Here is a 25,602-nt window from a genome sequence, read left to right as displayed (position 1 = left end):
GAAGAGCGGTCAAAAAACATGGTGTTTTTTGACCGCAGATTTTGAAATGGTGATTATTGTAATTGTTGAAGGGCAATTTCCAATGCCGTTCTGGATATTTGTGTCTTTTTAGGATTGGTTTCATGACATTTTTTAAGTGCCTTGAAGATCGTTTTACTGACATCCTGAAAAATGGCCTCATCCGTGAGCAGCGCCTTATCCGACATGAGGTAGGCAGCCATTCTTGCAATACCCACATTGGAAATAAAATCAGGGATCAGGGAAATCTGATCATCAGCCAATGTACTCACAGGACCCATAAAAATATCATTTTCATCAAAGGGAAAATTGGCTCCACTGGCAATCAACTCCAATCCACCGGATATCATTGTTTCCAATTGGGATTTGGATAGCAGTCTGGACTTGGCTGCAGGGATAAATATGTCCGTGGGTATTTGCCAAATGGCTTCCTGTCCCTCCTCAAAAGGGATCAGCTTACTGCTTTTCAATTTATTTTTCTCTTTGTTGACAAATAGTTCAATGATATCATCTGTGTGAAGTCCATTTTTGTCTATGATGGCCCCTTCCAAAGAGATGATCCCTACAATCTTGACCCCGGCCCTGGAAAGAAAATAAGCCGTGGCTGATCCTACATCGCCCCAGCCCTGAATGATGGCCTTTTTTCCCTTTACGGAACCTCCCCAGAGTTTGTAGTAATGTAATACCGACTCGGCAAGTCCATATCCGGTGATCATGCGGCTGGCCTGAATTTTAGATGGAGCCGATGGGGAGAAATCCTGGTTTTCAATGATCTTGGAAAGCCCATACCTCAACTGGCCGATTTTCCTGATTTTATTGGGTTCTTCTGCTTTGTAATGCGCATTGACCACTCCTTCCTGTGGATGCCATAACCCATAATTTTCTGTCAAGGGAATCAATTCTTTATTTTCATCGATGTGGATGCCTGCTCCTGTGCCAAAGTAGCTTTTCAGAATGGGAGAAACCACCCTAAACCATCTTTTAAGTACAGCTTCCTTCCTCGGATCTTTTGGGTCGAAATTAATGCCTGCTTTTGCACCCCCGATTGGTGGACCGGAAACCGTATATTTGATTTCTGTATTTTTAGCGAGTTGGATGACTTCGTTCTTTTCCAATCCTTTTTTCATTCTTGTGTCTCCACCGGCAGCATCTCCCCTGAGGGAATTGATCACCAGCCATCCTTCTGCCTCGGATTCGCTGTCACTCCATTCAAAAACAATTTCAGGTTGCTGATTTTCAAATTTTTTAAGCAATTCTCTCATGAATTTTTTGGTTTAGATTCAGTATTCAGGTAAAAATCCATACATCGTACCACCGCAACTGTCCCTGGAAGCAGCGGTTACTGAAGCAAGGCAATTGTTTTCTCCTCTCCATCTCAAGACTCCCAGGAAGGCAAAGACCAAAGCTTCCTTGAAATCAATGATTTGGTTTTCAGGGAGGCTTAGGGCGATCTGGGGGGTGATTTTAGCGGAAAGTTTTTCTATAAAAAAAGCATTATAGGCCCCGCCTCCGGTCACCAATAATTGCTGGGATGGTGCAGGAGTTTTATGCTGAAGCATGATCTCCGACAGGCATCTGGCAAAATGTTCTGATAAGGTCGCAAGCAGGTCTGGAATAGAGGCATCAGCCGCTTCCAGGACAGGGATGAAATCCTTTTCTATGTCTTCTCTTCCCAGGGATTTAGCTCCTGATATTTGGTAGTAAGGCAGCTTTTCCAAAGCAGAAAGCAGCTGAAGATTTACCTTTCCTGTTCTGGCAAGGTCTCCATTGGCATCATAGGGCTTACCGGCCTTTTGTGCAAAATGGTTGAACAGCAGATTGAATGGACAGGTGTCAAAAGCCAGCCTTTGGTCATTTACCTGCATGGAAATATTGGCTATGCCGCCCAGATTGAGGGCAAAATCATAATCTGCGAAAAGGAGGGCATCCCCTACAGGTACCAACGGGGCCCCCTGTCCACCCAGGATCACGTCTAACTTTCTAAAGTCATTGATCACAGGTAGGCCAGAAGCTTGCCAAAGAGCATACCCATTTCCAATTTGTTTGGTCATGCCCCTGTCAGGCTGGTGGAAGACCGTATGGCCATGTGATGCGATCGCTGAGGGTCGAAGGCCATTGGATACGCAAAAATCTTTCACTTCATGGCCCATCCAGGTTCCGAACTCCAGGTCTAATATCTCAAGTGCTTGGGCATCCATCAGGTGCGCTGACCGGAGAGATTGCCTCAGCTCGTGCGGAAAAGGAATGGTAGTAGCTTTTCGGATATCAAAAGTCCAGGATTCCTTTTTGGTAAATTGACAAAAAGCCAGATCCAGTCCGTCTCCTGAGGTTCCGGACATGAGTCCGACCAATTCATACCGATAAGGTTCATTCATGGGTTAAAGTTTGTTAAAAAGAACTTTCCAAATCTAAAAATAACATTTCATCAATCAGCCTCCAAAGTAAATTGACTAATTTTGAAGTGGTTTTCGAAACGAAATGAAAAAAGAACTCAGGCATTGGACAGTAGATATGGGAAACACCAGGATTAAATGTGGTGTTTTCTTAGAGGGTGAATTATTGGAATCCAATTCCTTTACAGATCTTTTATCCTTTAAAAATTATTTTAGACCGGAAGTGGATGAGCAGGTGATCATATCTTCCGTTAAATGGAGTGAAAATGAGTTGAAAGAAACCGTCAAATTTCCATTCCTTTTTTTTGACCGGAATACCCCGCTGCCTGTAAATAATGATTATGCCAGTCCTGAAACACTGGGGCTTGACCGGATAGCGGCAGTGATTGGCGGCAGGCACTTAAAAAAAAGCGGACCCGTTTTATGCATAGATCTGGGAACCTGTATTACCTATGATTTTCTGGATGAAAATGACCGGTTTAAAGGAGGGGCAATTTCTCCCGGGATTTCCCTGAGATCCAGGTCCATGCATGAATTTACAGCCAGACTGCCTTTAGTGCATTTGACAGGTGAAAATTTTCCTGTGACAGGGACGGATACAGTAAGCTGTATGCAGTCAGGAATCTTTCATGGGGTAATGGGTGAAATGAAGGAATATATCCGGTATTACCAGAAAGCTTTCGGAGAAGTTCATGTCTTTATTAGTGGAGGGGATGCCGAAATCTTTGAAAGCTTAATAAAAGACCACATATTTGTAATCCCCAATTTGGTTCTATACGGATTGGATAGAATTTTAACATACAATGTCGAAAAATAAATTATTATTGGCTACCCTCGGTTTTTTCCTTGGATGTGTTGCCATCCCTAATCATAGTCTGGCTCAATTTACCTCATCAACCTATAGTTCTTTGGGAGTGGGGGTTTTCAATAACTCCGGTCTCACCCAAAACCAGGGCATGGGAGGAATGGGAATTAGTTTTGGCAATAGTTTTAGCGTCAACCATGTAAACCCGGCCATTTCCGTTAAAAATGGAGCCTATAGTTTTCAGGCAGCTTTCAATTACAACCAATTGTCGGCAGCCACATCCTCCAATACTGAAATTCTGGATGGGGGTGGACTAAGTTATGTAGCCATGTCTTTCCCTGTAGTACCCCGAAAATTCACCATTGGATTGGGCTTGAATCAACTTACAGGTGTAGACTATAACATTACTGTCAATACTCCGGTCACCAATACCGATTTGGTATCTCAAAACATCATAGATGGTAGGGGGGGACTAAGTCAGGTGTATTTGCAGAGTGGATTTCAGGTCTACAAAAACCTAAGCCTGGGAGTGGAAGGAGCCTATACTTTTGGCTCAACCATCAGAACCAATCAGTTGGATTTGCTGGATGAAAACCTGAATGGCATAGGAATCTCCTCCGAATATTACGAAAGGCTGACTTTCAGTGATGTCACATTTAAGGGGAGTGTGTACTATGCCCAGCAAATTGGTGAGCAGAAATACCTGAATTTAGGTGCCATTTATCATATTTTTGGGGACATTAGTGGAAAAGAATTTGCAAAAATGGCAGAATCAGGCCAAGCTAGCATTCCAAATTCTCCCGGAGATGTGATTTCAGATGATGTTTCTGGAAGTATTTTCTTGCCTAATAAGATAGGTTATGGTGTAACTTATGAAAAAATTAATAAATTTGCTATAAGTGTAGAAGCGCAGTTTCAGGACTTTACTGATTACAGGGGTTTTAATGCTGCTCAAAGTAACCTGGGAAATGCCTTTAAACTATCACTGGGAGGCCAATACATACCCAATGCGTTCTCCATTGAGAGCATGTTGAGTAGGTCTACTTTCAGGGCGGGTATAGAGTATGAGCAATTGCCTTACCTGCTGAACCAAAACCAGATTGATGATATTGGCATTAATTTTGGTACTTCACTACCGATATACAGTTTATCGTTACTGAATTTGGCAGTGAAGGTTGGGACAAGGGGAACAGTAAACGATGGATTAGTTAGAGAAAATTATTTTAAAGTTTCTTTAGGAATATCAATAAATGACAACAGTTGGTTTTACAAAAAAGTATTTGAATGATGTTGACAAACATGAAAATTAAATCGGCAATTATCGGATGTTTGTCCTTCCTCCTGGTAGGACTAGTACAGGCTCAGGAAAATTGGAACTGGCCATCGGATCCACAGATGGAAGCCAAGGCCAGGGAATACAATGCGGCTTACAATGATTATTTGAAATCGGAAGAGTATTTGAAAGCCAAGAAGCCATTAAACTGGCTGCTGGCGAATTCTCCGGATTTGAATGAGGCTTTGTATATCAATGGAGTCAAAGTATACGCAGGAGCTTCAGAAGCAGCTACCGATGAAGCAGATATTGCTGCTTTCCAGGATTCGGTTCTGACCATCTATGATTTGAGAAAGGAACTGTATGACAATGAGCCCAATTGGATTGCTAACAAGGCTTATTATGCCTATAAGTTTTATAAGGCAAATAAAGAAAAAGTGGCCATTGCCGTCGAGCTTTTTGAGAAAACCATAGAAATACATGGTAAACTGGAGCCATCTTCGCTGAATGCGGCCTATTTTGATGCGGTATATAGAAATTTCGCCTATAACAAGGCCTATACTCCTGAAGAAATCATCACCAAATATGAATTTATCACCAGCAAGTTGGATGAAGATGAAGCTGCCGGTGTAAATGTAGCGACCTCCAAGTCCACACTTGAGCAATTGCTTGGTGCCATGGATATCATCAACTGTGATTTTATTGAAAACAACATGGGTCCCAAACTGATGGAGGATCCCACTAACCTGAAACTGGCCAAGCAAGTATTTCAATACGCCATCAAGGAAAAATGTACCAGCAGTGATGTCTTCCTTGCTGCGTTGGAGACCATAGACAATGACAGCCCCACTTTCAGTACTTCTCAGGTAAGGGGAATGCGCTACATGCAAAATTCAGAGTACGCCAAAGCAGGTGAGCTATTTGAGAAGGCGCTTACCTTGGCAGAAACCGATGAGCAGAAAGCTGAGATCCACTGGGACATGGCTAAAGTCCACGCAAATCTGGGCAGAAAAAGCCAGGCCAGGTCTTCAGCCCTCAAAGCTGCTGAGATGAATGAAGAGAGAGAGGCGGATGCCCATTCCTTTATTGCCGGCATGATCATGTCTTCTTCCAATGAATGTAAAGGAGGAGAGAGTCGTGTAAAAGATTACTCCATTTACATTGCCGCATACAATGAGTATGCCAGGGCAGGTAACAATGAGGGAATGGCCAATGCAAAATCCAGGTTCCCTTCAAAAGAAGAATTATTTACGGAAGGTTACCAGGTAGGTGATTCCATCAATACCGGCTGCTGGGTAGGTCAGACCGTGAAATTAGCTACGAGAGATTGATACATACCAAAGCCTGAATGATCAGGATTTATAATCAAAAAAGGCGGTAATCTTACCGCCTTTTTTGATTTAGAATAAAGGCAGCCGGGCCTCCATTTCATGAAATCGACACGATTAAAATCATCATTAAACACACAGGGCAATGATTATTTTAATCGTCAAAGATTCTCCCGATTTAGTATCGGGACAGGCATCTGACCGCATAAAACAAATTATAAACGGATGAAATCGAGCATGACGAAGGCGACGCACGGAGGGATGATTATTATTGCGAGATTCCATGTGGCCATTAAAAATCAATTATAATCACATGAAATACTTAAGAGAAAAGAAACATAATTGAGCCTCATTCGTCAAATGATTCAGTAATGCTTGTTTAAAGTAGGTATTCCTTTAAAAAATGTACTTACCTTTGTGTCAATATTATGGCGTTAACCAGTTTGAATCATATAACCGGAATCGGGAAAAACAATTTTCCTGATTGGTTTTCCTTTGGAAGTCTGAATGGGGTCATGCTTCTGTTGGTTGTGGCGGCCCTTATTTCCTGCAGAGAAGACGTAGATAAAAGTCAGCTGGAACTTTATGAGGGGCCAATAAGAACCAGTTTTCAGATGGAATTGCTGCACAGTGATTCTGCTTTGGTAAGGACCAAATTGATGGCGGATAAGCAGCTTGAATTTAGAAATGGGGACAATGAGTTTCCGGAAGGGATCCTGATTCACTTCTTTGAAAAAGACGGCACCTTGAGCACTACCATTCGTGCCGACCGGGGGTTTTATGACCGGAAAAATAACCTGTATAGGGGAGAGGGAGATGTGCAGGTGAATAATTTATTGAAAGAGCAAAAGTTGTCTTCCGAAGAACTTTTCTGGGATCGAAGTAAAAAGAAAATCTATACCGAAAAATTTGTAACCGTAGAAGAGCCTGACAGGATCATCAAAGGTACAGGGATGGAAGCAGATGAAGGTTTCAATGATTATAAATTTAAAAAAGTGACAGGAATAATTGAGAATGTCCTTTAAACCAGGTAAATGAAAATAACAGGTACCATTTTATTGGCATTGGCAGCCGCCCTGGTGGTAATCGGGGCTCACCTTACCATGAAAGCAGGTATCATGGCCTCCTATCCGTTGTTCATGTTTGCTGTAGTTTTGTTGTTTTGGCACATGTACCGCAAAAATAAAGTGGAAGAGTCAGAGAACAGTCAGGAAAAACCTGGCAGGAAGAAAAGAAATAAAAACTGATGGCAGATCAATACTTATGGATGGTGCTGATCAGTTTGTTCTTTTCAGCATTGTTTTCCGGAATGGAGATTGCCTTTGTGTCAGCCAACCGGCTTCACATCGAACTTCAAAGCAAGCAGGGAAAAATATCCGGAAGAATATTAGCGAATTTTGTTCAGAACCCAGGGCAGTTTATCGGAACTACCCTGATGGGGAATACCATCAGCCTGGTCCTTTACGGGATTTTCATGGCCTACCTATTGGGTCCCCCTATTGGGTATTTGCTACCGGATTCCCTGAATACACAGGCAGGCGTAATGATCGTACAAACGGTTGTGTCTACCATCATTGTATTGATTACGGCAGAATTTATACCCAAAAGTATTTTTATTCTGAACCCCAATAACCTGCTTTCGTTTTTTTCTTTGCCTTTTGCGATTATTTATTATGTTTTGTACCCCATCGTTTGGGTAGTGGTCGGACTTTCCAAGTTTGTTATTGTCAGGGTGCTTAAGTTGGAATACAATGAGGAGAAACCAGCTTTTACCATCACTGATCTAAACCGTTTTATTCAAAATTACCTGGATCCCAAAGGGGTGGACCTGGAAATTGACGCAAAGATTTTTGATAATGCCGTAGACTTCAAGAAAGTTAAAGTAAGGGAGTGCATGGTACCCCGAACCGATATTGTTGCTGTAGAGGTAGAGGACCCCATTGCAGAGTTGAAGGAGGTTTTTGTAGAGAGTGGTCACTCAAAGATTATCATTTATAAGGAGACGATTGATGATGTGATCGGTTACTGTCACCACCTGGAGCTTTTTAAAAAGCCCAAATCACTTGAAGACATCCTGACCCCTATTATCATTGTTCCTGAATCTGCTCTTGCCAATGAGCTGCTGGTTCAATTTATCAAAGAAAGAAAAAGTCTGGCATTGGTTGTGGATGAGTTTGGGGGGACCAGCGGAATAGTGAGCATGGAGGATATTATCGAAGAGATTTTCGGAGAAATAGAGGACGAATATGACAATGATGACCTGATCGAACAGCAAGTATCGGAAAATGAATACCTGCTAAGTGCCAGGCATGAAATTGATTTTATCAATGAGAAATATAATTGGAACTTGCCTGAGGGAGAATTTGAGACCCTGGCAGGATTTATCCTTTCGCTGACCGAAAGGATACCGCAGAAAGGGGAGTCTGTCAGCTATGGTCCTTTTACTTTTACCGTGGTCTCCAAACAGGATCACAGAATAGATACCATCAAAATTAATATAGAATAACCGGTGTTGTGGAAATACTTGATTTATAGATGCTGTAATATTTTGAATTTACCGCTATATGTAATTATTTTGCGACACTTCAAAAAACAGGAGAATGGCATTAATAAAACAAATTAGACAAAGAACAGGTCTCGCAATCGGTGTTATTGCAGTGGGACTTATTTTCTTTTTAGTAGGAGGAGATATACTGGGCCCGAATTCCATGATTTTGGGATCCGGCAGAACCACTGTGGGAGAAATAGCCGGTGAAGATATTTCTTATGATGAATATGTTCAGAAGATTGAACAAACCAAAATGAGGTTTCAACAAAGTACGGGTAGAAACCCAACTGAAAGTGACCTGTCAAGCATCAGGGATCAGGCCTGGCAAGCGCTGGTGGTCGAAAAGATTTTTTCCGTTCAGTATGAAGAATTGGGATTACAGATTTCTGATGAGGAATTGGTAGATATGGTTCAGGGCAAAAATATCATTGGTGAACTGAGACAACAATTGACCAATCCTGAAACAGGAGAATTTGACAGGCAGCAATTGATTACTTTTTTGCAGTCCCTGGAAAGTGCCGATCCTCAGCAGCAGGCTTTTTGGGCACAGCAGGAGAAGATGTTTGCTGATTCACGGTTGAGAATAAAGTATGACAATATGCTGGCTGTATCTGAATACGCTAATAGTGCAGAAGCCAGGTTGCAACACAAGGGTGCCAACACCATTGCTGATGTCAGGCACATCCATATTCCCTATTATACGGTATCTGATTCCCTGGTTCAGGTCAGTGATTCGGAGATCAGATCCTATATCAGCAAAAACCAGGAGAAATTTAAGGTGACCGAAAGTAGGGGATTGAGGTATGTTCGTTTTCCCCTACACCCCAGCGCAGAGGATTCGGCAGCTGCTTTGGACCAGATCAATGGTTTGATAGCAGAGTTGAAGGAAACAAATAGCGACTCGGCGTTCGTCGTAAGAAATTCGGAAGCACAAAATCCATTTGTTACGCTAAATCCGGGGGACCCTCTTCCGGAGAACCTTACCAATAATGTGGAGGAACCGGAAGAAGGAGTGGTTTATGGACCCTTTTTAAGTAATTCATCCAGTTATGTAGCCTATAAGATTACCGAACGATTTGATGGCGATCCCCGGATGCGGGCAAGTCATATTTTACTGAGTACTGAAGGTATGTCAGATGAGGAAAAGGAGCAGGTAAGACTACAGGCCATGGATATATTGGCTGAAGTCAATGAAACCGGCAACTTTGAAGTTGCAGCTGCTCAATATGGTCAGGATGCTACTTCTCAGCGTGGAGGGGACTTGGGCTGGTTTTATCAGGAAGATTTTGTTACGGAATTTGCAGATGCTGTTTTCTCCGTCAATACAGCCGGAGTCATCAATAGGCTGGTAGAAACAGAATATGGGTACCATATCATTAAAGTTACGGAACTGCAGCAGACCCTGACCCAGAAAGTTGCTGTGCTTGAAATGGAATTGATTGCCAGTGATATCACCAGGAATGACGTGTTCAGGAATGCCGATTATTTTGCAGCCAACTCTTCCAACCCATCTACATTTGAGTCTAATGCTGAAAGAGAAGGGTATGAGATTTTGTCCGCAAACAATGTAGGACCTACTTCTCGCTCCCTGAATAACATGACTGGAGCAAGGGAAATTGTCCGATGGGCCTTCAATGATGCATCCATTGGCAAAGTATCTGATGTTTTTGAATTGGAAGATGCTTATGTGGTGGCCTTGTTATCGAACAAAACTGAGGAAGGCGATGGCAGCATCAATGATCCTGAGATCAAGGCTCAGGCCAGTCAGGAACTGAAAAATGATAAAAAGGCGGCTTATATTAAAGAGAAAATTGGGGGACTGGAAACCCTTGAAGCCATGAAGGAAGCATTTCCTGATGCTTCTATCGGTTCAACACCTGATTTGAGGTTAAATGCCAGCACCTTGCCTGGGGTAGGATTTGCACCAAAAGCCGTAGGAGCCATATTTGGCCTGCAGGAATCAGGAGACCGCACAGAACCTGTTCAGGAGGACATTGGTGTGATTGTAGCGGAGTTGAATAGTATCATTCCAGCATCTGAAATTGCCGATTATACCCGCTACCAAAATGAGATAACAGATAATGCTTCTCAAAGGACTTCCTACATGATCATGATGGCGATGGAAGAGCTGGCAGGAGTTAAAGACTACAGGTATAAATTCTTTTGATTATTACCAAAAATACCTTTAATGGGATCCCATTCTTTCTAAGAATGGGATTTTTTTTGTTTTTGGGGATTTAATTTTCCTGAAATTTGGTTGAAATTGATATGGAAAGGAATTTTGACACCTTGGCATTTAAGGAAAAGCTGGAAAACCAACATAGTTTTCCTGCTTTGTACATGTTTAAGTTTATTGTTCCCAGTGGGAAAGAGAATAAAATTGCTGAATTGCTGCCTAATAATGAGATGAAGTTAAAGTCTTCGTCTAAAGGGAATTACGTTAGTGCAACCATTAAGGCCATGATGCCTGATAGTCAATCTATCATAGATGTGTATGAAAATGCTGCCAAGATTGAAGGAGTCATATCACTTTAAAAAACTGATTTATGTGGAAAGAAGAAAATAATAAGTTGACGCAAACTTTTGAATTTAAAGACTTTACGGAAGCCTTTGCCTTTATGACAAGGGTAGCCTTTCTGGCGGAAGCCCACGGTCATCACCCCAACTGGAGTAATGTCTACAATAAAGTTCAAATAGAGCTGACCACGCACGATCAGGGGAATACCATTACCGAAAAAGACAGGAAGTTGGCAAAGGCCATAGAGGGTTTGGATTAATGGATGATAGTTCTTCTGTTCGCTTGTATTTGGTTCCAACCCCTATAGGTAACCTGAAGGACATTACTTTAAGGGCATTGGAAATTCTTAAGGAAGTGGATGTGATTTTGGCGGAAGATACCAGGACATCTGGGAAATTGCTAAAGCATTATGACATCAAAAGGCCATTAGAAAGTTATCATATCCACAATGAACATAAAAATGTCACCCGCATTTTGGAAAGGATGTCGGGAGGTATGGTTTTTGCTTTGATTACTGATGCAGGCACTCCCGGCATATCAGATCCCGGGTTTTTGCTGGTTAGGGAAAGCATAGCCTCTGGCTTTAGTATTTGTAGTCTACCCGGAGCCACAGCCATTATTCCTGCGCTTGTCAATTCCGGACTTCCAAATGATCGCTTTGTGTTCGAAGGTTTTTTGCCTCATAAAAAAGGCCGAAAAACAAGGATTGAGGCTTTGGTTTCTGAAAGCCGGACAATGGTATTTTATGAATCTCCTTATCGCCTTATAAAAACCCTGCAACAGCTTGCAGAGGCATTTGGTCCGGATAGGCAGGCCTGTGTATCCAGAGAGATCACAAAATTGCACGAAGAAAATATCAGAGGTAGCCTGGATGAGTTATTGAATTATTATCAGGAACACACCTTAAAAGGAGAAATAGTACTTACAGTGGCTGGAAAATAAGTAATATGGAATTAGACAATATCACCCAACAGGTAGCAGATCTTGCCCGAAAAGCAGGTGCATTTATTCGGGAAGAGGGAAAGAACTTCAATAGGGAGAGGGTGAAACAAAAAGGATTTAATGATTTGGTTTCCTATGTGGATAAAGGAGCCGAGGAGTTAATTGTAAAGGGTTTAAGCGAAATATTGCCTGAGGCCGGCTTTATCACAGAAGAAGGCACCAAAGCCAATGCCGGCAGGGAATTAACCTGGATAGTTGACCCCCTGGATGGTACGACCAATTTTGTACATGGCATTCCCATGTATGCAGTTTCCATTGCCCTGGCCACAGCTACTGAGATATTGGTTGGAGTGGTTTATGAGATTAACCTTGATGAGTGTTTTGAAGCACATAAGGGTGCTGCCTCCACCCGTAATGGCGAGCTCATTCATGTCAGTCAATCTAGCCTGCTGGCCGACAGTTTGCTGGCTACCGGATTTCCGTATGACGGTGCTGGGAAAACTGATAAATATTTAGATTTACTAAAGTTTTTCCTTCAAAACAGTCATGGATTAAGGCGACTTGGCTCCGCTGCGGTGGATCTTTGTTATGTAGCCTGTGGTAGGGTAGAAGGTTACCTGGAATACAATTTACAATCCTATGATGTTGCTGCCGGGACTTTGATCGTCCAACAGGCTGGAGGCAAAGTGACAGACTTTAAAGGGGGCAACGATTTCATATTTGGCGGTCAGATTCTGGCCAGTAACGGAAAGGTTCATTCAGAAATACAGGATGCCATATGGAAGAATTTTGCATTTTAAAAAGAAATATTTGACTGTTTAATACTGTGATTAAATGCAGAAAAGTTAATTTAAAAAAAAATATTTCGCATGTGAAAAAATAATTTGTATTTTCGCTATAATTGATTAGCTTTCATTTACTTATAAGAGCAGACAATTTAACAAGCTGATCACCCAGGTCTATCCCAGCCAAGACTGTAGAAAAAATTGTTGATTGCTGCTTATCAGTTTAACAATATATCAAGATGAACATAGGAATTTTAGGTGGTACTAACCTGGCGACCAATTTGGGAAATAAATTTATCGGCAGAGGAATGGATGTGGTATTTGGTGTAAGGGAAGGTTTTAGCACCAGAAAAGTAGAGTGGAAAATTCTTAAAATGCAAAACCATTATGTTTTAAATTATGCAGATGCCATTACTGCTTCTGATGTGGTTATCATTTGTTGTGAGAATGAGTTTTTACCGGTGGTTTGTGATTACCTGAAGCAATATGGCTCACCAGATAAATTATACATTGATAGTACCAACGGTGTTCATAACGAAAGTGTAGATTGTAATACAACTTACATCAGAAATGAAACCGGATACCAGAGAATATTCAAAGCCTTTAATAACCTGGGCCTGGATTACCCCAAGTCAGATCCTTTGGAACTGATCAAAGAAACTTATTTCTGTGGAGATAATCCAAAAGATAAGCAATTGCTAAAAAAGCTGATCGAACTGATAGGCTTTAAAGCTATAGATGCTGGTATGATCAAAAATGCCTGTCTTCTGGAAGCAGTTTATCACCTCAGCAAGGAGATTTCCATGGCCAAATCCGGGGATTGCCACTTTCGTCTGATGTCGGTTTGATTCTATTAAAATTCACCCTCCTTTTTTCGCCTTCCCCTGTCTCCGTTTGGTGATCGGTATCGTTTTTGTGATATAATAATATATACCTTATTGGTAGCAATCCGTATACATTAAAATAATTACGTCTTGTTTATTTTTAGATAAAATCTCAATTTATGAAAAAGCTTCTGTTCATCATTTTAGCCCTATTTGCCATCATTCTGGTGTCATTGGCTGCCGTACCTTTTTTCTTTAAAGATAAAATTTTTGATAAACTGGATCAGGAGTTGGCAAAAACAGTGAATGCACAGGTCTATTATGACCGGGACCTGCTCAGTCTGAGTGTGTTTAGAAATTTCCCTCACCTTACAGCTGGTATGGGTGAATTTGGAATCAAAGGAAATCCACCTTTTCAAAATGATACTTTGGTCCACCTTGGAAGCATGCAGGTGGACCTGGATATCTGGTCTGTGATCTTTAGCGAAGAACCCAGCCTCAAAGGCCTGCATTTGGTAGATGGAGAGATTTATGTAAAGGTTTTGGAAGATGGATTGGCCAATTATGACATCATGTTTTCCAATGAGGATGAGGTAGAAGAGGAGCCGACACCCTCTGCTTTTCAGTTGGGTATTGACATGATAGAAGTCAGGAACCTGAACTTTATTTATGACGACCGTAGCCTTGATTATTTAATGGTGCTTTCCGATATGAACCTGGAGGGTAGTGGTGATCTCACTACGGATGTGTATGACCTGGATCTTGCAGGGGGAGGGACTATCATGAATGTCACCTATGAAGGCATTGAATACTTGAGCAGGAAAGCCATGAGCATTGATTCAAAAATCAATGTAGACTTGAATAACATGCGTTTCGAGGCAAAAGATGCCCATCTTACACTCAATGAATTTGGTTTCGCACTGGATGGGTATTTGGCCATGCCTGCTGAGGAAATAGAAATAGACGCTCGTTTTACCGGTGAGAACAACGATTTCAGGAGTGTGCTGTCTCTGGTACCGGGAATCTACTCAGAATCTTTTCAGGATTTGAATACCTCCGGAGAGATGGATTTTTCAGGTTTTGTCAAAGGAGTGTACAGTGACAGTTCCTTTCCCGGTTTTCAATTTAATCTTACCATTGACGATGGCATGTTTCAATATCCGGAACTTCCAAGGCCTGTGCAACACGTCAACCTGGATTTGGCTGTCCTCAATGAGTCTGGCAATCTGGATTACACCTCAGTAAATCTATCCAAATTTTCTTTGGAGTTTGGAAATCAACCTTTCATTGGTAGCTTTTTTTTGAAAGATCTAGTCAACTATGAAATGGATGCAAAACTTAAAGGAACCCTGGATCTTTTAGAGATAACCTCCATTTTCCCAATAGAAGACATGGAATTAAAAGGCCAGCTGGCCATTGATGTGAATGCGGCGGGCAGGTACGATTCCCTTTCAGGCGAAATCCCCAAGTTAGATGCTGAAGTAAATCTTAGCAATGGTTTTGTCAAGAGTACTGCCTACCCGGCACCAATTGATAATATAAATGTGAAGGCGTCTGCCATAAATACCACGGGCCAGATGAATGATTTGACGGTGAATGTGTCCTCTTTTGGATTCGAATTGGAAGAAGAGACCATATCAGGTAAGCTTTTGGTGAGCGACCTGGAAGCACTCAATTATGATTTTTCGGTACATGGAGCCATAGATTTGGGGAAGATGGCCTCCATATTACCTATGGAAGACCTGGTGCTGGAAGGGCGCGTGCAGGCAGACATAGACGCAGCAGGAAGTTATGAAGCCATTGAAAACAACCGTTTTAATCAATTGACTGCAAATGGAGAAATGCAAGTCAATGATTTTTACTATGCAGATTTAGATTATCCTCAGGGAATTCGCATCCATGAGGCCAGGTCGGAGTTTAGCCCCCAGTCCATCCGGCTCTCCTCCATGGATGCCAGGTTTGGCAAAAGTCCTGTTAGGGCAGATGGAATTTTGTCTAATTATATGGCTTACCTACTGGGTGAATCCGGACAGGAGTTGAGAGGGGACCTTAACCTCTATTCCAGTAATTTCAATGTCAATGAATGGATGACGGATACCGAAGACACAAGTGCCGATACCTCAAGCCTGGAGTTGGTAACCCTTCCTGAAAATATTGATTTTATGATGAGAGTGGAAGCGGATCGAATCACCTATGATAACCTTATTCTTGAAGATGCCAGCGGAAGCATGCACTTAAAAGATGCTGTATTGCGGATGGAAGGTTTTAAAACAAAAACGTTGGGCGGTTCCCTGGCTTTTGACGGCACATACAATACCCGGGATATACTTCATCCTTCCTTTGACATGACCCTGGACATCAGTAGCCTGGGTGTTCAGGAAGCATTCCAATCATTTGTGACTGTCAAGGCGTTTGCGCCCATAGCCCAGCATGTCACAGGCAATTTCTCTACAAAATTTTCATTTTCGGGATTATTGGGTCAGGATATGATGCCGGTATTGTCTAGCCTGGATGGAAAAGGGCTCATTCGTCTGGCAGAAACGGCCATCAAGGATAGTCCGCTGATCCAGGGGATAACCAGTATTACTAAGTTGAACGATGCGTCAACTATCAGATTAAAACCCCTCAATATCAGTGCTGAAATCGTGGATGGAATGCTGAATATTGCACCCTTTGAATTGCAGCTTTGGGACTACCCCGCCAGGATTCAGGGAAGTACTGGCTTTGATGGCAGAATCAGCTATCTGGTAGCGGTAGATGTGCCTGCCAGTAAATTTGGTTCTCAAATCAATAACCTTGTCTCTGGTGCCATAGGTACCGACATTTCAAATACAACCATACCCCTTGCTTTCAATATCGGAGGGAGCTATAACAAACCAGAGGTAAGTCTGGCCTCCGCTGATAACCTGGAAAATTACCTGTCCAATACCCTGAAAAGCAGGATATCCAGCGAAAAAGAAAGTGTTCAGGAACGAATCACCGCTGAATTTAAAGCCAGGGAGGACAGCCTGAAGCAGGAAATCAGAGAAAAAGCCCAGGTAACCAAAGATAGTGTGGAAAAGGAAGCCGTTAAACTGGTGGAACAATCCAAGGAAAAAGCGGTGGATGAAGTTAAAAACCTGCTGAAAGGTTTTACTAACCGGAAAAAGACCCCGGAATCCGAAAAACCAAATCCGGAATAATTTTATCGCAAATAGGCTAAAAGGAAATACCAACCCGCCAATGTAATAAAGGAGAGGGGTATGCCTATTCCTACCAGTAGGGAAGCAAGTTTTGGCCTCAGGTTAAAGTTACCGGCAATAATAGAAGAGGTAATCATGGAAGCCATACCGGCCTCCATGACGCTTACTTTAAAAATTAGATTTTCTGTAGGTGTGTCCCCAAGGATCCAAAAATAAAGCATGAAAATCGCCAAAGGGATAAAGAGGAGTTTATGGATCAACCCCAGCCAAAGAAAATTGTCCTTGATATCCTGCGGCTTGATTTTGATCTGCAGTCCTACGGCTATCAATGCAATGGGGGTCAGGGTAGCCGAAAAGCTTTCCAGGACATGTTGCAGGACACCTTTGATTTCCAACTGAAACAGGTTAAGTAAAAGGGCCAAAATGAAAAAAAGGAAGGGTGGGAAAAACAGCATCCTTTTAGAAATGTCCCTTTTGCGCATTTTTTCTTCTCCATAGATAGAAGCTACAATAATGGCCAGGCTGCTTACCACCAGAAATGATCCAGGCTGGTCCACCAAAACGGCAATTTTCAAGCCTTCAACACCATAGATGGCTTCGATGATCGGATAACCCACAAAACCAGTGTTGGAAAGCCCCCCGCAGATGATCAGGCAACCGATAGTATTTCTTTTCCAATCCAATTTTTTTCCCAGATAACCAAAAATTAACCAGGTTAACGTAAAAACAATCCAAGCCACAGAAATTGGCAAAAGTAGGGATAGACTAAGTTCAAGTTTGGAAATATGCAGCAGGGAGACTGCAGGGAGCACCACATAAATCAGGTAGGCATTGAGCGCCTTTGGCGCATCGGACGGAAACTCCCTGATTCTTTGCAGGAAAATACCTACTAAAATAGAAATGATAACAAGAAAGATATTGGACATGGGTGGGTTTAAGTTCCAAAATTAAATTAATACCAAGGAAATACCCACAATTCTGTAAAAAAGGCAGGAATATCAGATGTAGCCAAAATGAGCACGTTTTTGATTGAAATATTCTTTGAGTTCCGGATACAGTGTGCTTTCGGCAATGGGGATTCCCAGCAAAGTCTGATTGATGTTGCCCATTTCTGATTCGGGGTCCACTTCTAGTGATTCCACCAGCAATATCAGGTCTTGCAGCGGTAGCGGCTCACTGCTGTATGCTGGTTTGGTCTTGTATTCATTACCGTAAAAATCTATGATTTCAAAGAAAATATCACCATCCAAAACCGTAGCAAAAATACAGATCTCTTCTCCCCACTGACTTTCCGGATAGGTAAGTTTGACCAACAGCGAACTTGCGCCTGTTCCGTTAAAGTATGTTTCCGGTTTGTAATCGAAATTCATCCTGAATGCAAATATAGGGGATTTAGCTCCTAAATCTAAATGAAAAGGGCATAATCACTCAATTGTTAGCCAAGACTAAATTAAAAATAAGACATAACTTTCAAACTTGTTGTCAAGTCTGTTTTTATTGTTTAAATTTGTTTTATACTCCTGAATACCTTGAAATTTTTCAGAAAAATATTGCCCGCTGTAAGCTTTGGCATGTTGGTTTTGGTCAGCATGATGCTCCTCAACAGTGTGGTATTTTATCATGAACATGATCTGGAAACCGGGGAAACCATCAGGCATGCCCATCCTTTTTTGTCGGAAGAAGAGGAACAAAACAGAGAGCATTCAGAAAATGAGCTGATCCTGCTGGATATGCTTACCCATGCCCAATTTTTCCTTCCTGAGATCTGGGGCTTTATTGCCAATGTAAATGTGGTCTACGAGGTTCCCAGTCCATTTATTCTCAGTGAAAGCCCTGGCCTGCAAATCAGGGAGAAGCTTTCTCTTAGAGGGCCTCCATCATTTTTTTATGCCTTGATAGAGGCATAGGCCTGTTAGCATACACCTTTTCGGTGCATCCCATCGGGAAGCATCCAATTAGGGCTGGCTCATTCTCTCATTCAAAAAAAACAATAAATATGAAATTTATTCTTTCCCTACTGGCAAGTCTATTGATGGGACTTTCAGCCTTACAGGGGCAAAATCTTTCTGTTTCAGGTGCTATCAAGGATGCTGAAACCAATTTACCTTTACCTGGAGTCACGGTTTTCATTCCCGAATTAAGTAGGGGGACTGTGACAGACGCGACAGGTAGGTTCACGGTAGAGAATCTCCCCTCCCGGAACATGACATTTCAGTTTTCGTTCCTGGGATATGCCACGGCATTGTTCAAAATAAATCCTTCCACCCAAAAAGTTCCCCTGGATATATCTTTGGAATCTGCAACGACTACCGTAGATGAAGTGGTAGTGTCGGGAGTATATGTGATGGGGAAAGAAAGTTCGCCCATTTCAATTGAGAAAATTAATAAAGGGTCCATTTTAAAGAACCCTTCCCCTAGTCTGATGACGGCATTGGCCAAAACACCGGGGGTAAGCGAGGTCTCTTTGGGTCCCGGAATCAGCAAACCAGTCATCCGTGGATTGTCCTTTAGCCGGGTTTTGTCGGTATACCAGGGAGCCAGATTTGAAAACCAACAATGGGGAGCGGACCATGGGCTAGGCCTTACCGAGACCGGGCTTTCAGGCGTAGAGATCATCAAGGGGCCGGCTTCCATCATTTATGGATCAGGGGCCATGGCAGGTGTAGTTAACCTGATTGAAGATCCTGATGCAGCTTCCGGTGAGATAGAGGGCGATGTGAACCTGCGTATGTATGGCAATTCCCTTGGCAGGCGAGTGGAAGCCGGTGTGAAAGGAGCGGGGGAAAATGGTTTATTCTGGTCCCTTCGAGGAGCTACCGAGTCCCATGCCGACTATATGGATGGATCTGGGAAAACTGTGGGCAACACCCGTTTCAATACCCAGAATATCAAAACGGGAATAGGGCTGAGAAAGAATTGGGGCGATACCCGAGTGAGGTATACTTTTCTGCAGCAGGAACTGGGGATTCTCGATGAAAACAATCAGGAGCTACTGGTGACCAGCCGAAATGACAGAAGCCCCCAATTGCCATTTCAACAGGTAGCGGATCACTTTCTCAATTCGGAAACCAATTTGTTTCTGGGAGAGGATAAACTCAAAGCCACTTTTGGATACCATTGGAATTTCAGAGAGGAAACAGAAGAAGATTTTGATCAGGTAGACCTTGGACTCAGACAGGCCAACTTCATGTATGATATCAAGTATTACAAATCCCTTAGTCAGGAAACGGAAACCATATTCGGCATACAGGGATTTTATCTGAAAACCATTAATGATGAAAATGCCGCTGAAATACTGATTCCTGATGCTACCAAGGACGACCGATCTGTTTATGCCCTGATCAATCATGCCACTTCGCAATGGGTTTTACAGGGAGGTATCCGATACGATTACCGGAAAGTAACTGCCGATGCCAGTGGGCCCCATTTTTTGGATTATGGATTTGAACTTCCCGGTTCGCCTGAGGATCGGACGCTTAGCAGGTCTTTTGACGGGTGGACGGCAAGTGGAGGGGCTACCTTCAGGCCATCGAACCAATGGAGGTTCAGATTGAATGTCGCTTCCGGTTTTCGCGCACCTGATTTGGCGGAGCTGTATTCCAATGGCCCCCACCCCGGAACGGCGAGATTTGAGCGGGGAAGTGCAGGCTTTGACCGGGAGCAAAACATTCAGTCTGACCTGGGGATCAGGTACAGGACTGCCGATTTTTCTTTATCAGCAGAGGGTTTTTACAATGTAGTAAACAATTACATTTATTTTGCTCCCACCAATGAACGGGTGGGCGAGCTGATAGTATGGCAATTTCAACAAGACAATGCCAGACTTTATGGGGGGGAGGCTTATTTGGAATGGCATCCGGTAGCAGTGCCATGGATTTCAGGAAATACTTCCTATAGTATAGCCATAGGCAGGCGGCGATCCGATCAATCTTTCCTACCCTATATCCCGGCTTTTCGCTGGAATCAGGAGCTGAGTTTCAATTTTAAAGGCATGGGGAAGTTGTTACGTCCGTATGTAAATTTAACAGGTAGTTTGTTGTTGGACCAAAACCGTCCTGCATCGCTGGAGGAGGCCACTCCCGGCTATTACCTGATGGGCATTCACCTTGGCAGCAGTTTCAAGATATGGGAACAGGAGATGGATGCTTTTGTCTCAGCCAATAACCTGCTGAATACTAATTACCTGGACCATATGTCTTTATACAGGCCATTTGGGATAAGTCAAATAGGTAGAAATATTTCTTTAAACCTGCAGTTTCAATTTTGATTCAGGAAAATGGAAATCGAAAAGTCAAAAAAGTTTGGATAGGTCAGGAGTTTGGTGCAGCCTTATATTTATTTCTTTTAATACCAATCAAAATGAAAAGACAATTGGATTATAGATAGTTTAGAAGTAATTTTGGCATTCGAAATTGAAATAAATCTGATTGCATCTGCCAGGCCTTACCTCAGTTGGATTGGGTGCGCAGAGCTAAAATGACAAGCTATCACTACATGAAAAGAGATCAACTTATATTTGACCTGATCGCAAAGGAAGAAGACCGCCAAAGGAGAGGAATAGAGCTGATTGCCTCAGAAAATTTTACCAGTAAACAAGTGATGGAGGCAGCTGGAAGTGTGCTGACGAATAAGTATGCGGAAGGACTGCCTGGGAAAAGGTATTATGGAGGTTGTGAGGTGGTAGATGATATTGAGCAAATAGCCATTGACCGGGCAAAGGAACTTTTCGGCGCATCCTGGGCCAATGTGCAGCCACATTCCGGTGCACAGGCCAATGCAGCCGTATTTCTGGCCTGCCTGAACGCAGGTGATGCCATTTTGGGCTTTGACCTGTCTCACGGTGGGCACCTCACCCATGGATCACCGGTAAATTTTTCCGGTAAATTATATGATCCCCACTTTTACGGCGTAGAAGAATCCACCGGACTCATCGACTATGATAAGGTAGAGAAAAAAGCCGTGGAGGTGAAACCAAAATTAATCATCTGCGGTGCCTCTGCCTATAGTCGTGATTGGGATTATGAAAGGCTTCGTGCTGTTGCTGATCAGGTTGGAGCAATTTTATTGGCAGATATTTCTCACCCATCTGGTTTGATTGCCAGGGGTTTACTGAATGATCCCCTTGAATATTGCCATGTGGTGACCACCACCACCCATAAGACTTTAAGAGGCCCCCGGGGAGGTTTGATATTGATGCGTGAGGATTTCCCAAATCCATTTGGAATTAAAACCCCTAAAGGGGAGTTAAGGAAGATGTCTTCGTTATTGGATTCCGGAGTTTTCCCAGGTACTCAGGGTGGGCCTTTGGAGCACATCATTGCTGCCAAGGCTATTGCATTTCAGGAGGCACTATCGGAAGAATATATGGAGTACGTATTGCAGGTAAAGAAAAATGCAGCAGTAATGGCTGAGGCCTTTGTACAAAGAGGATATCAATTGATATCCGGAGGTACAGACAACCACCTGATGCTGATAGACCTAAGAAATAAGGATCTGACGGGTAAAATAGCCGAAGAGACGCTCGGAAAAGTAGATATTACCATCAACAAAAATATGGTACCTTTCGATACCAAATCACCTTTTGTGACTTCAGGGATGAGAATTGGTACTGCTGCTGTAACTACACGAGGGCTGAAAGAAGCTGATATGAAACGAATAGTGGAATTGATTGATCAATCCCTGATGCACCATGAAGATGAGGATGCTTTGAATAGTATCAAGACTTCAGTTAATGATTGGATGGTTCGATTTCCTTTATACTAAATAAGAATTAGGTGGCACTTGATCAATACAAAGAAGAAGAGGAAGAAGAAAACGGCATGTCCTTTCTGGACCATTTGGAGCAGCTTAGGTGGCACCTGCTGCGTTCTATATCTGCCATTTTGGTTTTTATGGTTTTGGCATTTCTATCCAAAAGTTTCGTTTTTGGACAGGTAATCCTTGGTCCTTCAAAAATTGACTTTATCACCTATCGGGTGCTTTGTCAGGTTTCCGACTTTTTCTCTTTGCCGGCACTTTGTATTGAGAAATTACCCTTCATTATCCAGAGCCGTCAGATGACGGGCCAGTTTTCCATGCACATTACTTCCAGTCTTGTGGTAGGATTGATAGCAGCCTTTCCCTATGTCTTTTGGGAGGTATGGCGCTTTATTAGCCCAGGACTTTATGACAAGGAAAAAAATGCAGCTCGTGGAGCCGTCTTTTTTGTCAGTCTTTTATTTTTCCTGGGCGCAGCTTTCGGTTATTACATACTTTCACCACTTTCTATCAATTTCTTGTCGAATTATCAGCTGGATCCGTCCATTGCCAATGAATTTGACATTACTTCCTACGTGTCTACTTTAGCCATGCTGGTTTTGGCATCAGCAGTAATGTTTCAGTTGCCCATCGTGATTTATTTTCTAACCCAGGCTGGCCTGGTTTCTTCAATGATGTTAAAGACCTATAGAAGACATGCCATTGTGGTGATTCTGGTATTGTCGGCACTGATAACCCCTCCTGATGTAATCAGCCAAATACTGATAGCCATGCCTATTTTGGTGCTATATGAAGCAGGAATTATCATAGCCAAGAGGTTAGAAAAGAAGCGCAGAAAAGAAGAATTAGAGAACGGATTTTAAAAAACAGGTGATGTCCAAAAAAATTGCTATCGGCGGAGACCATGCAGGGTTTGCCTATAAACAGGATTTGATTAAGATATTGGAAGGTAAAGGGTATGAAGTCAAGGATTTCGGTCCCTTCACCGATGAATCGGTGGATTATCCGGATTTTGTCCATCCCCTATGCCAGGCGGTAGTTTCAGGGGAATTTCTTCAGGGCGTGATCATTTGTGGTAGTGGCAACGGCGTGGCCATTACTGCCAACAAGCACCAGGAAATCCGCGCCGCCATTTGTTGGAATGAAGACCTGGCAGCACTGGCCAGGCAACACAATGATGCCAACCTTATTGCTATTCCTGCCAGATTTGTTTCTTTTGAGTTGACTGAAAAAATGGTGGACGTATTTCTCAATACGCCTTTTGAAGGCGGGCGACATGCCAGAAGGGTCAATAAAATCCCTTGTTAATCCGGTAGTTCTTGCATATAACCAAGGCCAATCACCTTACTTTCCTGAAATATCCCTGACTGTCCTTTTCATATAGTGATTGGTAAGTAGGAATGTCTTTGATCCACTGTTCGAAAACCTGCTCTTCATCGATGATCAGGTCCGGGGACTCCTTTTGCAGGTCTTTGTAGATCCCTACCGTCCTTTCCATTTCATCCATCCCTTCAAAATACAAACGGGTTAATCTGAAATTCAGGTAGGGACTTGCTGCCTCGGTTTGGTAATAAATATTTTGATTTTCTCCCAGGACCATTACAGCTGTTTCCACGGGAATGGAAGTATCGGTCGTAATATCGATTTTATACTTATCAAAAGAGGGCTCATTTTTCTGATAAAACACCCAACTGTAACCGATTAAAGGGACTATCAGGAAAAAGCCATAGGCAATGGTCTGCCGAACCAATCGCTTTTCACTTATGGTAAACAAATGAGCTGTAAAATAGGTAAGGGGAGGTAGCATGGCTACAAACTGGTAAGGGCTGACCCTTTCCATTAGAAAGAAGGAAGCGATATTGAATAGCAATAAGAATAAAAACAATTGATTTTGCTTTTGCTGGTTCACATTCATTCGGTGCATCATGTTATTCAAAAAATACCCCATCAATGCCAGGACCAAGGGGAGAGAAAAAATGTAAAGCAGATCTTTGATGCCTACATGAAATAGTCTTTCTATTTTTGGAACTAAAATAAGGTAAAGGTGGATAAACGCTGATAGACCGTCTCTCCAGAAGTAGTATACGGCACAAAAAGCCACCGGTAAGAGGTAAGAGGTTAGCAATAAATTTAATTGTTGAAAAGAAAATCTGTTTACCAATAGGCCTGTCAGAATGAGGAAGGGGAGCAGTGCCAGATAAGGGTAATGAAAGCAGAAAGCAACTCCACCCCAAAACCCCATCAACAAGATGGATGGGACAGGGTTGGCATTAATCGCAGTCAATCGCAGCAGTTGTCCAATAGCCAATAAGATAAAGGTATTTCCCATCAAGGCCGGAGATAAGGTCATGAAGTCAAAGGAAAGTTGGTAGAGAACGACCATGATAAATGCGGGCAGGTAGTTGGCTTCCTCAAAGGCATTGATTCTGATCAACAATTCATTGGTATAATAAATCTGAAAGGATATAAGTAAAAAGGAAAGGATGGAAAAAGAAGTGAGGGAATTGTTGAAAATGACATGGTTTATACCATAAACCAAAGCAGAAAAGGGGCCGGTACTGTCGATGGTATCTGCGAAATGCAGGTTTCCGGCAGCCAGTCTCTCACCCAATAATTGCCAAAGCAGCTCTGGTTGGGTGATGGGTATATCCATCAGGTAATAGGGTATACGGAGTATAATGAAAAGGAAAAAAATTCCAATCATCCGAAAAGGATCATTTATTTTGAAAAATTCCAGCAAGATTCGTAGTTGTTTAAAACTCAATGTACGAAATTAAAGGTTACCCGTATATTTCACTAAATTTGTGAGGAATAAATAATTTAAAATGGAAAGTAAGCGACAACAGAAATATTCCAAATTGATCCAGAAGGAATTGGGAGAAATATTTCAACGTGAAGGTAAACCCCTGGTAGGTAGGGCAATGGTAACCGTTACAAGGGTTTTGATGAGTCCGGACCTGGGTGTGGCCAAAATCAATTTAAGTTTTTTGTTGGCTGATAATGAGGCTCTTTTTACCAAAATAAATGAAAACAAAGGGCAGATAAGGAAGTTTTTAGGGAATAGGATTGGTAAATCCGTAAGGATTATTCCGGAGCTGGTTTTTTATCTGGATGAATCCGCCGCCTACGCCCAGCACATGGATGAGGTGATTTCCAATTTGGACATTCCTGATCCTTCAGATGAAGATGAGGAAGATGATGCACCTAATAATGATTAACTGAAGTAAAT

The 25,602-nt window shown here is 42.4% G+C and carries 24 protein-coding genes; 19 read left to right on the top strand and 5 right to left on the bottom strand.

Annotation, left to right across the window (positions count from 1 at the left end; genetic code table 11):
* Positions 1 to 53: 53 nt before the first annotated feature.
* Together GL182_RS16430 and GL182_RS16425 are read right to left on the bottom strand one after the other, a co-directional pair.
* Positions 54 to 1,280 (bottom strand): Glu/Leu/Phe/Val dehydrogenase dimerization domain-containing protein, encoded by a 1,227-nt coding sequence (locus GL182_RS16430; protein ID WP_163380871.1) that lies wholly within the window; start codon positions 1,278 to 1,280, stop codon positions 54 to 56.
* An 18-nt stretch (positions 1,281 to 1,298) separates the two neighbouring features.
* The gene (locus tag GL182_RS16425; RefSeq protein ID WP_163380870.1) at positions 1,299 to 2,393 is read right to left on the bottom strand and encodes an anhydro-N-acetylmuramic acid kinase; all 1,095 of its coding nucleotides are present in this window, start codon (positions 2,391 to 2,393) and stop codon (positions 1,299 to 1,301) included.
* A 103-nt stretch (positions 2,394 to 2,496) separates the two neighbouring features.
* On the opposite strand from GL182_RS16425, the gene GL182_RS16420 reads away from it, so the two are divergent.
* The 13 genes from GL182_RS16420 (at position 2,497) to GL182_RS16360 (ending at position 16,616) form a co-directional block, all read left to right on the top strand.
* A complete protein-coding gene (locus GL182_RS16420) occupies positions 2,497 to 3,228 on the top strand; it encodes a type III pantothenate kinase (RefSeq protein ID WP_163380869.1) in 732 nt (243 codons plus the stop codon).
* Positions 3,215 to 4,504, top strand: a complete 1,290-nt coding sequence (locus tag GL182_RS16415; RefSeq protein WP_163380868.1) for a hypothetical protein — start codon at positions 3,215 to 3,217, stop codon at positions 4,502 to 4,504. Before GL182_RS16420 ends, GL182_RS16415 begins: the two co-directional genes overlap by 14 nt.
* A gap of 11 nt (positions 4,505 to 4,515) precedes the next feature.
* Positions 4,516 to 5,820: a hypothetical protein gene (locus GL182_RS16410; RefSeq protein ID WP_163380867.1), complete on the top strand. Its 1,305-nt coding sequence runs from the start codon at positions 4,516 to 4,518 to the stop codon at positions 5,818 to 5,820.
* 512 nt (positions 5,821 to 6,332) lie between these two features.
* Positions 6,333 to 6,842, top strand: coding sequence for an LPS export ABC transporter periplasmic protein LptC (lptC, locus tag GL182_RS16405; RefSeq protein WP_163381035.1), 510 nt, complete (start codon positions 6,333 to 6,335; stop codon positions 6,840 to 6,842).
* Positions 6,843 to 6,851: 9 nt separating this feature from the next.
* Complete coding sequence (locus GL182_RS16400; protein ID WP_163380866.1) at positions 6,852 to 7,064, top strand: hypothetical protein; 213 nt, start codon at positions 6,852 to 6,854, stop codon at positions 7,062 to 7,064.
* Positions 7,064 to 8,323, top strand: coding sequence for a hemolysin family protein (locus GL182_RS16395; protein WP_163380865.1), 1,260 nt, complete (start codon positions 7,064 to 7,066; stop codon positions 8,321 to 8,323). The genes GL182_RS16400 and GL182_RS16395 overlap by 1 nt, the downstream gene beginning before the upstream one ends.
* Before the next feature lie 94 nt (positions 8,324 to 8,417).
* The gene (locus GL182_RS16390) at positions 8,418 to 10,532 is read left to right on the top strand and encodes a peptidylprolyl isomerase (RefSeq protein WP_163380864.1); all 2,115 of its coding nucleotides are present in this window, start codon (positions 8,418 to 8,420) and stop codon (positions 10,530 to 10,532) included.
* A 101-nt stretch (positions 10,533 to 10,633) separates the two neighbouring features.
* The gene (locus GL182_RS16385; protein ID WP_163380863.1) at positions 10,634 to 10,900 is read left to right on the top strand and encodes a DUF493 family protein; all 267 of its coding nucleotides are present in this window, start codon (positions 10,634 to 10,636) and stop codon (positions 10,898 to 10,900) included.
* Between the two features lie 11 nt (positions 10,901 to 10,911).
* On the top strand, positions 10,912 to 11,142 hold the full coding sequence (locus tag GL182_RS16380) for a 4a-hydroxytetrahydrobiopterin dehydratase (RefSeq protein ID WP_163380862.1): 231 nt from the start codon (positions 10,912 to 10,914) through the stop codon (positions 11,140 to 11,142).
* Positions 11,142 to 11,825, top strand: a complete 684-nt coding sequence (gene rsmI / locus GL182_RS16375; RefSeq protein ID WP_163380861.1) for a 16S rRNA (cytidine(1402)-2'-O)-methyltransferase — start codon at positions 11,142 to 11,144, stop codon at positions 11,823 to 11,825. The genes GL182_RS16380 and rsmI overlap by 1 nt, the downstream gene beginning before the upstream one ends.
* A gap of 5 nt (positions 11,826 to 11,830) precedes the next feature.
* Entirely contained in the window at positions 11,831 to 12,625 is a 795-nt protein-coding gene (locus GL182_RS16370) for an inositol monophosphatase family protein (RefSeq protein WP_163380860.1), read from the top strand.
* Between the two features lie 224 nt (positions 12,626 to 12,849).
* Entirely contained in the window at positions 12,850 to 13,458 is a 609-nt protein-coding gene (locus GL182_RS16365; RefSeq protein ID WP_163380859.1) for an NADPH-dependent F420 reductase, read from the top strand.
* Between the two features lie 155 nt (positions 13,459 to 13,613).
* Positions 13,614 to 16,616 carry an AsmA-like C-terminal region-containing protein gene (locus GL182_RS16360; RefSeq protein WP_163380858.1) on the top strand — a complete coding sequence of 1,001 codons (3,003 nt, stop codon included), beginning with the start codon at positions 13,614 to 13,616 and terminating at the stop codon, positions 16,614 to 16,616.
* A gap of 2 nt (positions 16,617 to 16,618) precedes the next feature.
* Here GL182_RS16360 and GL182_RS16355 read toward each other — a convergent pair whose 3' ends face one another.
* Together GL182_RS16355 and GL182_RS16350 are read right to left on the bottom strand one after the other, a co-directional pair.
* Positions 16,619 to 17,542, bottom strand: coding sequence for an AEC family transporter (locus tag GL182_RS16355; protein WP_163380857.1), 924 nt, complete (start codon positions 17,540 to 17,542; stop codon positions 16,619 to 16,621).
* 72 nt (positions 17,543 to 17,614) lie between these two features.
* The gene (locus tag GL182_RS16350) at positions 17,615 to 17,986 is read right to left on the bottom strand and encodes a UDP-glucuronosyltransferase (RefSeq protein ID WP_163380856.1); all 372 of its coding nucleotides are present in this window, start codon (positions 17,984 to 17,986) and stop codon (positions 17,615 to 17,617) included.
* 159 nt (positions 17,987 to 18,145) lie between these two features.
* Between GL182_RS16350 and GL182_RS16345 the strand changes: the two genes are divergently transcribed.
* The 5 genes from GL182_RS16345 (at position 18,146) to rpiB (ending at position 23,681) form a co-directional block, all read left to right on the top strand.
* Positions 18,146 to 18,523 (top strand): hypothetical protein, encoded by a 378-nt coding sequence (locus GL182_RS16345; RefSeq protein WP_163380855.1) that lies wholly within the window; start codon positions 18,146 to 18,148, stop codon positions 18,521 to 18,523.
* Between the two features lie 89 nt (positions 18,524 to 18,612).
* Entirely contained in the window at positions 18,613 to 20,883 is a 2,271-nt protein-coding gene (locus GL182_RS16340) for a TonB-dependent receptor (RefSeq protein WP_163380854.1), read from the top strand.
* A gap of 227 nt (positions 20,884 to 21,110) precedes the next feature.
* A complete protein-coding gene (gene glyA, locus GL182_RS16335; RefSeq protein ID WP_163380853.1) occupies positions 21,111 to 22,379 on the top strand; it encodes a serine hydroxymethyltransferase in 1,269 nt (422 codons plus the stop codon).
* An 11-nt stretch (positions 22,380 to 22,390) separates the two neighbouring features.
* Positions 22,391 to 23,236, top strand: a complete 846-nt coding sequence (gene tatC, locus GL182_RS16330) for a twin-arginine translocase subunit TatC (RefSeq protein ID WP_163380852.1) — start codon at positions 22,391 to 22,393, stop codon at positions 23,234 to 23,236.
* A gap of 10 nt (positions 23,237 to 23,246) precedes the next feature.
* Positions 23,247 to 23,681 carry a ribose 5-phosphate isomerase B gene (rpiB, locus tag GL182_RS16325; RefSeq protein WP_163380851.1) on the top strand — a complete coding sequence of 145 codons (435 nt, stop codon included), beginning with the start codon at positions 23,247 to 23,249 and terminating at the stop codon, positions 23,679 to 23,681.
* 31 nt (positions 23,682 to 23,712) lie between these two features.
* Here the strand turns inward: rpiB and GL182_RS16320 are convergent, their stop codons facing one another.
* A complete protein-coding gene (locus GL182_RS16320; protein ID WP_163380850.1) occupies positions 23,713 to 25,077 on the bottom strand; it encodes a hypothetical protein in 1,365 nt (454 codons plus the stop codon).
* 121 nt (positions 25,078 to 25,198) lie between these two features.
* Between GL182_RS16320 and rbfA the strand changes: the two genes are divergently transcribed.
* Positions 25,199 to 25,591, top strand: a complete 393-nt coding sequence (gene rbfA, locus GL182_RS16315; RefSeq protein WP_163380849.1) for a 30S ribosome-binding factor RbfA — start codon at positions 25,199 to 25,201, stop codon at positions 25,589 to 25,591.
* The last annotated feature ends 11 nt before the right edge of the window (positions 25,592 to 25,602 follow it).

Source organism: Cyclobacterium sp. SYSU L10401 (assembly GCF_010993705.1).
Lineage (GTDB): Bacteria > Bacteroidota > Bacteroidia > Cytophagales > Cyclobacteriaceae > Cyclobacterium.
Note: the sequence above shows the minus strand (reverse complement) of the source record. Positions and strands in the feature narration are given on the sequence as shown.